Here is a 10,887-nt window from a genome sequence, read left to right as displayed (position 1 = left end):
AATATAGAATTAAACTATATTTATTGAAAGCAAATAACAAATTTAGTAAGATTAGAAAAACTAATTTAAAAACTGAATGTTGTATGTATGAAATTTTATAAACATTTATAGGTACTTATACATATAATTAAAAAAATAGGAGGGTTGATATATGTTATACAATAACATTTTAGATCTTATAGGAAAAACTCCAATAGTTAAGCTAAATAATATTCAAAGTGAAAATAATATATTTTTAAAGTTAGAAAAATACAATATAGGTGGAAGTATAAAGGATAGAGCTGTTCTTGGGATGATTGAAGACCTTATGGAAAGCGGAGATATAAAAAAAGGAGATACTATAGTAGAGGCAACAAGTGGAAATACGGGCATTGCTCTATCTATGATTGGAAAGCTAAAGGGGCTTAAGATTATTATAGTTATGCCTAGTTCTATGAGCAAAGAGCGTAGAGATTTGATGAAAGCCTATGGAGCAGATATAATACTGACAGGTGAAGGTGGAATGCAAGCCTCTATGGATAAAGCAAGTGAATTAATAAGTTCGAATGGAAATTATAAATCTTTGAAGCAATTTGAAAATAAAAGTAACCCTAAGAAACACTACTCTACAACTGCAATAGAAATATATGAAGATATTAAAGATATAGATATATTTGTGTGTGGGATAGGGACAGGTGGAACAATAAGTGGAGTTGGAAAATATTTAAAAGAATTAAACAAAGACATAAAAGTTATTGGAGTTGAGCCAGAAAGTTCTCCTTTAATATCTAAAGGACATAGTGGGCCTCATAAGATACAAGGAATAGGAGCGAATTTTATACCTAAAAATTTAGATATGAGTATTGTAGATGAAATAGTAACTGTAAAGGATGAAGACGCTATAAACACTATCAAGTTACTAGGAGAAAAGGAAGGAATACTAGTAGGGATTTCATCTGGAGCAAATGTATATGCAAGTATGGAAATAGCTAAGAACTTTAAAGGAAAAAACATTGTAACAATATCTCCTGATGGAATTGAGAAGTATCTATCTATGGATATAATTGGAGGATAGAATGCTAAAAAAAATAAATGCTGACATAGAGTATATAATTGAAAATGACCCAGCTGCAAGATCTAAGATAGAAGTTTTTTTACTTTATCCATCAGTTCATGCTTTGATTGGTCACAGAATTGCACATTATTTTTATAAATATAAAATGTTCTTTATAGCAAGATTTATATCGCAAGTAAATAGATTTATAACGGGAATAGAGATACACCCAGGTGCAACTATAGGAAGTGGAATTTTAATTGACCATGGTATGGGAGTTGTAATAGGAGAAACTGCAGAGATTGGAAATAGAGTTACTATATATCATGGAACCACATTGGGAGGAACAGGAAAAGATAGTGGGAAAAGACATCCAACTGTAGGAGATAATGTAGTAATAGGAGCAGGAGCTAAAGTTTTAGGGCCAATAACTATAGGTGAAAACTCTAAAGTAGGTGCAAATGCAGTTGTATTAAAAGATGTTCCACCAAATAGTACAGTGGTTGGAATACCTGGTAAAATAATAAAAAAGGAATAACTAAGAAGTTATTCCTTTTTTATTTCAGTGTAAAGTTTAAAATAATGTACGTCGAATAGGAGGGAAACTAAATTTTACTTATCAAACTTCACGTAATCTAATTCATTAGATATACTTATATTAAAAACATATGAAAGCGAAATTTCATTTAAGAATTTAGCTTTCTCTTCATCACTTAAATTTATTAAATCAAGTTTTTGATGATATTCCATCACAAAAGCTTTTAAGTCTTTTATATGGTCGAACATATAATAATTAAGACCTTCATTTTCTATAGAGTAGTTTTCTTTTATTATTTTAAAGATAGTTCTACCACCAAATAAATCTGCTAAATATCTTGTGTAAGCATGAGCAACTAATAATTTAGGATTTGTTTGAGATATTTCATCTAATCTATCAACGAAAACCCTTGTTGAATCGCAAATTTCTATTGAATCAATCTTATACCCTAATAAGAACTTAGAGTCATCAAGTAAAGCATTAGCTCTAAATACTTCAGGAGTTATAAATTCTTTTAAGACTTCATTATCTTTATGCTTTTCGAGATTCTCCTCTATTGATTTGTAAATAAAATAAAGATTATAGATGTACTCTCCGTATGTTTCAACAGTAGCATCTCCATCAATTAATCTTTTTATGAACCCTGTATTTTCAGCCATATCGTGTAATTTTTTTGTACTACTTTGAATGACTTTTAAAAAGTTCATATCCATAAAATCATCTTCTTTCTTTTCTATTGTGATTACTAATAAAATAAATACCCTAGGAAATTAAAACTAAAACATTAATTTTGCAGTTATTATAATTTTGATATATTAGATCAATAAGGTTTAATGTATAATAATATATACTATAATTACTAAGAGGAAACTTTTAATTAAGATAATTAAAGATAGGTGATAAAATGCAAGAATATAACAATATGAAGATAAGAGAACTAGAAAATTGGAAAGAAAAGATGAAAAAGAAGCCATCAATAATAAATAAAGCATCTAAAGAAGCTCAAAATAAACTAAATTCAGTACTTCCTGAAAATTATCATAATATACTTACTACAGCTATAAAGAATATGACAAAGGTTGTTTTGTTTGGGTCAAAATATACAACAAAAGCTCCAATTGAAAACATTTCACTACAAGATCGAGACGAACTAGCTTATGAAAAGATTAGATTATATAAAAAAACTGCTATGTTAGAAGGGGCAGGCACTGGAGCTGGAGGAATTATTGTTGGTCTTGCTGACTTTCCTCTACTTTTAAGTATAAAAATAAAACTTTTATATGAGATTGCAAGTATTTATGGATTTGATACTAAGGATTATAAAGAAAGGATATATTTATTAAATATATTTCAATTAGCATTTTCAAGTCAAAATCATGTTAATACTATATTTAAAGATATGGAGCATTTTAATGAATCAAAAGATACGCTATCAGATGATATAAATGAGTTTGATTGGAGAATGTTTCAGCAGGAATATCGAGATTATATAGATTTAGCTAAGTTACTGCAACTAGTTCCTGGGATAGGGGCTTTTGTTGGTGCATACGTAAACAATAAATTAGTAGATAAGTTGGGAGAGTATGCAATATATTCTTATCATATGAGGTTGTTAGATACTAGCGGATATATAAAAGAAAATGAGAGCTTTTTATCTAAAGGTTATAAAAAAATCATATCAAGAGTCAAGTAATTAAAAAATAAGTGTATGTTAATATTGTAATATCAACATACACTTATTTAAATTAAAAGCGTTTAGTTCTATAAAATCTATACAAAAAGTCTTTTTCTAAAGTTTTACTAAGAGTTGCACTTTCTTGGAAATTAATAAACTTTATTTCTAAAGCAGATTTGCTAGTAGGAATAACCTTATGTATCAATTTAAGATTTACTATATAACTTTTATGAGTTTTAAAAAAGTTTGGTGGAATTCTAGAATTTAAATCATCGAAATTCTCATAAAATTTTATAATATCATGATCTTTAGTATATAGGTTTACAGCTCTAGAGTTTTTCTCAAACATAACTATATCATCAAAATTAATCATATGTATCTGCTTTCTGATTTTATAAACAAATAAAGTATTATCTATAAAATTATTTGTAGCTAGTTTATGAGAATTAATGTGGTCAATAGCAATATTTACAGAATCTAAAATTTTGTTTTCAGTAAACGGTTTAACTATAAAATCAACTGGATGAACTTTAAAACTTTCTAAGCTATAATCAGAAAATCCAGTTACAAATATTATATGAACATCTTTATCTATTGAAGATATTTCTTTGGCACAATCTATACCATTTTTATGAGGCATATCAATATCTATTATAAGTAAATCTATTTTCTCGCATTTAATAAAATCTATTGCTTCAATTCCATTTTTAACCTTTTTTACATAGTCAACATATCCGGATTTTTTTAGTATGTTTTCAATATCATCTCGAACAGCTTTATCATCATCACATATCAAAATTTTTATCATAAATATTTTCTCCCTATAAACTTTTATTAACAATATTTAGGTATTAAAATAGTAAACTCAGTTATAAATTCGTCGCTACTTGCAAATATATGATACCCATATTTATCTAAAATATTTTTAACTAGATAAAGACCGTATCCCCTATGTTCACCGTCTTTAGTAGAAAAACCTTCATCAAATATACTATCCGTATTATATATCTTAGGTCCGTTGTTTTTTATAGATATAACATATTGAAATTCATCTTCATAAACAAATAACTTTATATATTTATTATCTTTATTAAGTGGAGATAGTGAATCAATAGCATTATCTATTATATTCAATAGAACAGAACTCATTTCATTAGGTTCAATAACTAGATTATCTATGAAATCTTGTATATAAACATCAAAAGAAATATTTTTTATAAGACACTCTTCATATTTTAAAGATGCAATTGCATCCAAATAAGAAACCTTTCCGTACCTTGAGGTTTTACTTCTAAAACTATTAGATATATTTGTTATATACTCCTTAGCATCGTTACTAAGTCCATTATTTAATAAAGAGTACACAACTTGAAGATGTTTTAGATAATCATGTTTTTGACTCCTAAGTTTTGCGACAATACTATCTTTATGTTCAATTTTATTATTTAAAGTATTTAAATATTTTAAATTAGAATTATTATCATCTATTAATTTTATAAACTTATTTCCTATATATACACAAATAGCAAATAAAGAAAAAGATAAGAAAATCTTTAAAATCCCCATTAAAAAATAATCATATCCTATTTCAAACAACACATACCTATATAAAATATTAACTAATAAAAAGATTATCAAAGATACAAAAAGTGATAGCAAAGATTTTTTAATTAAAGAAAGTTTCCTATAAAATTCATATCTATTAAATAAAAGGCTAGTACCTATAAACAAAACAAGTATGTGCACAGGTAAGGTATAAATACGATTCATAAATTCCCCCTAAGTTTCTAATTCTTTAATAAAATTATAACATTTATAAAAAAATATGTAAAAAGTGGAAATTTACAAACAAAGGATTTAAACTTGAATATAGATATATAAATTTGAACACAAAACCATTAAAAACTTGAAAAAGTTCAGTTTGTTATATTTTTTAAAAGAAGCTATAATCAAATTAATTAAAAGGGAGGAAGTGGTAAATATGAGGAATGATTTGGAGATAGTTTTTAAATATATAAAAAGCTACAAATCAAGGTCATTAGCTATAGTACTTAGTGTAGTACTTGCTAGTGCACTAATAGTAGGAGTAGGGACATTATCAAGAAGTGCACAACAAGCAGACTCAGATAGATTAAAAAGAGAAACTGGAAAGTATCATGCATATTTTAAGGATATAAATAAAGACCAATTAAAAATTGTTAAAAGTGGAAAAAACATAAAAGATATAGGGATAACATCTTATTATGCATCAAGTGATGTTGGAGAAAAATTACCTATAAATATAATTTATTCAGATGAAAATTATTTGAATAGTGATACTGAACTTTTAAAGGGAAGATTTCCAAAAGGTAAGAATGAGGTAGTAATAGAAGAGTGGATTTTAAATAGTATGGGGCTTGAATCTAAACTAAATAAAGAAATAACATTTAAATTATACGGAAAAGAAAAACCTGAAAAATTCAAGGTAGTTGGAATACTTAAAGATAGATACAAAGATAAAAGGGTCGGAAGATGTGAGATGTTTTTAGGTTTAGATGAAAATAAGCTTAATAATTTTACTGCTAATGTAGAGTTTAATGAAAATAGTAATATAAGTGAAAATATATCAAATATAACTAAAGAAGCTAAGCTAAGTAAAGAGAAACAAGTAGGAATAAATTCTATGCTTGCAGATTCTGCAAGTAATAATGGTAGACTAGATACAGAAAGTAAGACTACAGCTGTAATACTTAGTTTATTTGCAGGACTTGTAATATACAGTATATATACTACATCTATATATCAAAGAATAAGAGAGTATGGAGTGTTAAGAGCGATAGGAGCTACTAATTTAAAAGTATTTTTACTTATGCTATATGAACTTTTAACATTAAGTATAGTATCAATTCCTATAGGTATAATACTTGGAGTTGGAGGAGCGCAGTTATTCAATAAGTTTGCAGGTAATATACAATTTGAAGGTCCAGTAAAAGAAACTCCTTTTGTCATACCTACTCAAGTTATATTATTAGCTATAATATGTATACTCTTAGTAATGTTTATTATAAGCATATTAACTTATACGAAAATAAGAAAAATATCACCAATTGAAGCTATAAGAAAAAATTTTAGAAAAGGTAAAATAAAAAGAAGTAATTTTATAATATCAAGATTAAGTAAGAATATATCGCCCACTAAAAATATATCTTTAAAGAATATATTTAGAAATAAAAAAGCCTTTATAATGATTATGTTTTCTATGAGTATAGGAGGAATGCTGATTATAAAAACGGATTATAGTTTAACTGGAAGTGAAAAAAGAGGTGAAAATCAGTACAAAGAATTTTATTGGCAAGGGGATTTTATGTTAAGTGTAAATGGAAGTATTGATGAGGAAAATGGTTTAAAAGATCATGATATAAAAGATATAAAAAATATAAATGGTATTGATAAAGTTGAAACAGCTAAAATTTTATACAGTAGAATGTCTGTTAAAAAAGATGATATTTTAAATATGAAGTTTTATGAAAGTAAATCTAAGGGAGGATATACGGAAAAAGTACTAAATGGACTTTTAATAGAGGATAAAGAAAATAATGAATATTTATTAAAACAAAAACTAAAAGGGTACAATAATGAAATGCTAGATGAATTAAATAGTTATGTAATTAGTGGAGATATAAATAAAGAAAAAATGAAAAGTGAAAACTTGGCAGTAGTATATGTACCACATGCATATCAACCTTATGAAGATTATAAAGACTATTACGATGTAGGGGATCATACATATGGAAAACCAATAGTTGATATAAAGGTAGGAGACACTGTAAAAGTAAAATATCCAAAAGGGAAAATCGATATAGAAAAATATTGGATGGGTAAAGATAATTATGAATATGATGAGTATGAATTTAAAGTAGGCGCAATAGTTGACTATCCTTATGCAGATGATAATATGTATAGTGGAGAAGATGGAGTAGATGTTATAATTAGTGATAATCAATTTAAAAATATAACTAATTTAGATAATTATGACTTAGTATATACAAAAATGAAAGACGGAGCAGACCATGAGGCTATAAATAAACAACTAGGTAAAATAGGAAGTAAAGTGCCTGGAACCACTACTGTAGACATGACTAAAGATAAAGAAGACAATGCTAAAATGGATGAAAAATTTTTAATATATAATTATGGTATAGTAGCGGTTATATTTGTAATAAGTATGTTCAACATAATAAATAATGTTAGTTACAATCTAACATCAAGAACTAATGAATTTGGAATGTTAAGAGCAGTTGGAATAAGTGATAAAGACTTTAAAAATATGATAATATATGAAGGGCTACTTTATGGAGTATTTTCAAGTGTCATAGTAGTTGTATTAGGTATATTACTTCAAATTAATATGTATAAAAAATTTGGATTTGAAAGAATAGGAATTGAGTTTGATATCGATTATAAACTTTACATATTTATAATAGTAGTAAATATAGCGGTAGGATTGTTTGCTACATACTTACCATCAAGAAAAATAAAAGAAACAAATATAGTTGATGCTATAAATATTACAGAATAGAGGGATTTATTATGGTGATACTTGAAACTATTAATTTAGGTAAAATATACGGGAAAAAAGAAACAACTGTACACGCGTTAAATGATGCTAATTTAAAAATAAATAAGGGAGAGTTTGTGGCAATAGTAGGCCCTAGTGGAAGTGGTAAAAGTACATTTCTACATTTAGTAGGGGGGTTAGAGAGACCAAGTAATGGAACTATAAAAGTAGATGGGCAAGACATATGTTGTTTAAGCGATAAAGAACTAGCAAGATATAGAAGACAAAAAGTTGGATTTGTATTTCAACAATATAATTTAATACCTGTACTTAATGTAGCGGAAAATATAGAACTGCCAGTAAAACTAGATAACAGAGAAGTTGATAAAGATTATATAAACGAATTAATGAATTTACTGGGTATTAGCGAGCGAAAAGGTCATCTTCCAAGTCAACTGTCAGGAGGGCAACAACAAAGAGTGGCAATAGCTCGTGCATTATCAGCAAAGCCGAGTATAATACTTGCAGATGAGCCAACAGGAAATTTAGACACAAAAACTACTGAGGAAGTTATAAATCTCCTTAAATCATCTATTAAAAAATATAATCAAACTTTAATAATGATAACGCATAATGAAAATATAGCTAAAAAAGCAGATAGAATAATTTCTATTGTAGATGGAAAATTAAATGAAAGTTATTCCGCAAACAGTTAAAAAACAGTTAAAATAAGAATTTTGTTGAATTTATAAAAAATTTAAGTAAAAAGCCTTGGGATAGGTAAAAAATCTATTCCAGGGCTTTTTTTATTTGAAAACTTACTAAAATAACATATAAAGGGTTTTTATATCATAAATCTAATTGTATATATACATTAAAAATTTATATTTCACAACGTATATACTTTGAAGCAATTCAAAAGGGAGTTGAAAAACGAAGTGTTAGAATCTATACAAGATAAAAATATTATTACAGATAGACTAATACTAAGGAAATTCAATATAAGTGATACTAGAGATATGTTTAAAAACTGGGCATCTGACAGTGAAGTAACTAAGTTTTTACAATGGGAACCTCACATAAGTGAGGAATATACAAAATCAGTAATTGAAACATGGATTAGAGATTATAAAACTGAAATGTCATATCACTGGGCAGTTGAACTAAAAGAAACAAAAGAAGTTATTGGAGAAATATATATATTTAATATAAAGCAGAAAAGAAGGTGTTGTGAAATTGGAATATGTATAAGTAAGAGATTTTGGAATGAAGGGATTTCTACAGAAGCATTAGCTTCAGCTATAAATTTCATATTTAAAGAAACTGAGCTATGGAGAATTATTGCTATGCATGATGTTGAAAACATAGCATCTAAAAAGGTAATACTTAAAAGTAAAATGAAATACGAAGGAGAGTTTAAATGTAAAACAAACCTAGCTGTCTATTCTATATCAAAGAAAAATAAAAAAAATTATTTGTAGGATATAAAACGGAATTATATTATTGTATTTATAAGCTATTATAAAAATTAATATTAGGAGGGGACATGAAAAAATATTATCTAGCATATGATGAAAGATATAAAAAAGCACATTCTGAGGGGATTTTATGGTTTTCTAAGAATCCAACTCCAGATTTGTTAAAGTGGATTGAGTACTATGATATATCAAAGCAAGATAAAATATGTGAAGTTGGATGTGGAGAAGGAAGAGATACTTTGTACCTAGGAATTAAAGGATATAAAGTAAAAGGAATTGATGCATCAGAATCTGCAATAAGTAAGTGTAAAGAGTTAGCTAATAAAAACTTAGAAAATGTTGAATTTGAAGTTGAAGAAATAATAAACTTAGATAATAGTAAAATTACAAAATATAAATGGATATATACAGTAGGAGTTTTACACATGCTTGTAGATGATAGTGATAGAAATTTATTTTTAAAATCAATTTATAATATGCTAGATACAGGAGGTCATGCACTCTTAGTAAATATGGGAGATGGAGAAGTGGAGATAAAAACTGATACATCTAAAGCATTTGAAATACAAGAAAGAAATAATAATAGCGAAGGTAAAAAAGTTATGGTTGCATCTACTTCATATAGATCTATAAATTGGAAAAATCATATAAAGGAATTAGAAGATGTTGGTTTTTTAATTGAAAAAACTGTAAATACACAAAACAATGAGTATGGAAATTGTATGGTTGTATATTTAAAAAAATCTTAAAGTAATACAGAGAAAAGAGGGAGTTTAAACTCCTTCTTTTTTTTAAAAAGTACAAATAACATTTGAATTGCTACTTAAAGGTAACCTTATTTTTTCAGAAATTTAGTTAATAAATTTACATTTATTAAAGGATTTCAAGCATATATATCTAAAATATATCAAAGTAAGAGAATAAATAGGATAATAAAAAAATAAAATTATTTTAAGTGTAAAATTTTAAAATAAATAATTTAGGGGGATATAAATGATAATTTGCAAAAATTTATTCATAAGAACATTAGAATTGGGAGATGAAGAGTTTTTATACAAATGGTGGAATGATGGAGAAATGATGGAACATTCTACTCATGCATTTGGAGTTTTAAATAGCAAGGAAGCTATAAAGCGCAAGTTATTCAAAGAGTTTGAAAATGAAACAATGTTTCCAACAGATAAAAGATTTATAATTTGTAAAAAAGATGATTCAACACCAATAGGTGAAATTAATTATTGTAATTGGGATAGTAGAAGCCAAAAAGCAGAATTAGGAATAAAAATTTGCAATTTAGATGAACAAGGTAAAGGCTATGGATTAGATGCTCTATATCATTTTATAGATTTTATGTTTAAGTTTTTAAATTTAAATAAAATAGAGTTAACAACGATGGCTGACAATAAAAGAGCGCAACAATTATATAAAAAACTTGGGTTTAAAAATATAGGAATAATTAGAGATGGGTACTTCGATAGTAGATTTGGTGAATTTTCAGATGTGGTTTATATGGACTTAATAAAAAAAGAATGGGAAATTTATAAATATGAATTTGAAAAGGAATTTTTAATGACATATAGATAAGTTATATTTTATACAAAAATATAAATGATGATTTTAAATTGA

General features: G+C 26.5%; 11 protein-coding genes. 8 read left to right on the top strand and 3 right to left on the bottom strand.

Going from position 1 to position 10,887, the window contains the following annotated elements; all coding sequences use genetic code 11:
* The first annotated feature begins 151 nt into the window (after positions 1-151).
* Both cysK and epsC read left to right on the top strand, forming a co-directional pair.
* A complete protein-coding gene (gene cysK / locus VN21_RS01555; RefSeq protein WP_046821716.1) occupies positions 152-1,054 on the top strand; it encodes a cysteine synthase A in 903 nt (300 codons plus the stop codon).
* 1 nt (position 1,055) lies between these two features.
* Entirely contained in the window at positions 1,056-1,571 is a 516-nt protein-coding gene (gene epsC / locus VN21_RS01550) for a serine O-acetyltransferase EpsC (protein ID WP_046821715.1), read from the top strand.
* A 74-nt stretch (positions 1,572-1,645) separates the two neighbouring features.
* On the opposite strand, the gene VN21_RS01545 is transcribed toward epsC, so the two are convergent.
* On the bottom strand, positions 1,646-2,278 hold the full coding sequence (locus VN21_RS01545) for a biliverdin-producing heme oxygenase (protein ID WP_046821720.1): 633 nt from the start codon (positions 2,276-2,278) through the stop codon (positions 1,646-1,648).
* Positions 2,279-2,493: 215 nt separating this feature from the next.
* On the opposite strand from VN21_RS01545, the gene VN21_RS01540 reads away from it, so the two are divergent.
* Positions 2,494-3,264, top strand: a complete 771-nt coding sequence (locus tag VN21_RS01540) for an EcsC family protein (RefSeq protein ID WP_332840832.1) — start codon at positions 2,494-2,496, stop codon at positions 3,262-3,264.
* 52 nt (positions 3,265-3,316) lie between these two features.
* Here VN21_RS01540 and VN21_RS01535 read toward each other — a convergent pair whose 3' ends face one another.
* Both VN21_RS01535 and VN21_RS01530 read right to left on the bottom strand, forming a co-directional pair.
* Positions 3,317-4,054 (bottom strand): LytR/AlgR family response regulator transcription factor, encoded by a 738-nt coding sequence (locus VN21_RS01535; RefSeq protein WP_052951941.1) that lies wholly within the window; start codon positions 4,052-4,054, stop codon positions 3,317-3,319.
* A gap of 26 nt (positions 4,055-4,080) precedes the next feature.
* Entirely contained in the window at positions 4,081-5,016 is a 936-nt protein-coding gene (locus tag VN21_RS01530; protein WP_046821714.1) for a sensor histidine kinase, read from the bottom strand.
* A gap of 211 nt (positions 5,017-5,227) precedes the next feature.
* On the opposite strand from VN21_RS01530, the gene VN21_RS01525 reads away from it, so the two are divergent.
* The 5 genes from VN21_RS01525 to VN21_RS01505 all read left to right on the top strand — a co-directional run bounded on the left by VN21_RS01525 (position 5,228) and on the right by VN21_RS01505 (position 10,845).
* Complete coding sequence (locus VN21_RS01525) at positions 5,228-7,804, top strand: ABC transporter permease (protein WP_046821713.1); 2,577 nt, start codon at positions 5,228-5,230, stop codon at positions 7,802-7,804.
* Positions 7,805-7,815: 11 nt separating this feature from the next.
* Complete coding sequence (locus tag VN21_RS01520; RefSeq protein ID WP_046821712.1) at positions 7,816-8,499, top strand: ABC transporter ATP-binding protein; 684 nt, start codon at positions 7,816-7,818, stop codon at positions 8,497-8,499.
* A gap of 222 nt (positions 8,500-8,721) precedes the next feature.
* Positions 8,722-9,264 (top strand): GNAT family N-acetyltransferase, encoded by a 543-nt coding sequence (locus tag VN21_RS01515; protein WP_046821711.1) that lies wholly within the window; start codon positions 8,722-8,724, stop codon positions 9,262-9,264.
* Between the two features lie 65 nt (positions 9,265-9,329).
* Positions 9,330-10,010 (top strand): class I SAM-dependent methyltransferase, encoded by a 681-nt coding sequence (locus VN21_RS01510; RefSeq protein WP_052951940.1) that lies wholly within the window; start codon positions 9,330-9,332, stop codon positions 10,008-10,010.
* A 244-nt stretch (positions 10,011-10,254) separates the two neighbouring features.
* Positions 10,255-10,845: a GNAT family N-acetyltransferase gene (locus VN21_RS01505; protein WP_046821710.1), complete on the top strand. Its 591-nt coding sequence runs from the start codon at positions 10,255-10,257 to the stop codon at positions 10,843-10,845.
* Positions 10,846-10,887 lie beyond the last annotated feature (42 nt).

This window comes from Paraclostridium benzoelyticum (assembly GCF_001006285.1).
GTDB classification, from domain to species: Bacteria; Bacillota; Clostridia; order Peptostreptococcales; family Peptostreptococcaceae; genus Paraclostridium; species Paraclostridium benzoelyticum.
This window is presented reverse-complemented; position numbering and strand designations above follow the sequence as displayed.

Coding starts and splice junctions, on each gene's coding strand:
- VN21_RS01510 (WP_052951940.1), top strand. CDS start 9,330: ATGAAAAAATATTATCTAGCATATGATGAAAGATATAAAAAAGCACAT.
- VN21_RS01535 (WP_052951941.1), bottom strand. CDS start 4,054: ATGATAAAAATTTTGATATGTGATGATGATAAAGCTGTTCGAGATGAT.
- VN21_RS01525 (WP_046821713.1), top strand. CDS start 5,228: ATGAGGAATGATTTGGAGATAGTTTTTAAATATATAAAAAGCTACAAA.
- VN21_RS01505 (WP_046821710.1), top strand. CDS start 10,255: ATGATAATTTGCAAAAATTTATTCATAAGAACATTAGAATTGGGAGAT.
- epsC (WP_046821715.1), top strand. CDS start 1,056: ATGCTAAAAAAAATAAATGCTGACATAGAGTATATAATTGAAAATGAC.
- VN21_RS01545 (WP_046821720.1), bottom strand. CDS start 2,278: ATGAACTTTTTAAAAGTCATTCAAAGTAGTACAAAAAAATTACACGAT.
- cysK (WP_046821716.1), top strand. CDS start 152: ATGTTATACAATAACATTTTAGATCTTATAGGAAAAACTCCAATAGTT.
- VN21_RS01540 (WP_332840832.1), top strand. CDS start 2,494: ATGAAGATAAGAGAACTAGAAAATTGGAAAGAAAAGATGAAAAAGAAG.
- VN21_RS01520 (WP_046821712.1), top strand. CDS start 7,816: ATGGTGATACTTGAAACTATTAATTTAGGTAAAATATACGGGAAAAAA.
- VN21_RS01530 (WP_046821714.1), bottom strand. CDS start 5,016: ATGAATCGTATTTATACCTTACCTGTGCACATACTTGTTTTGTTTATA.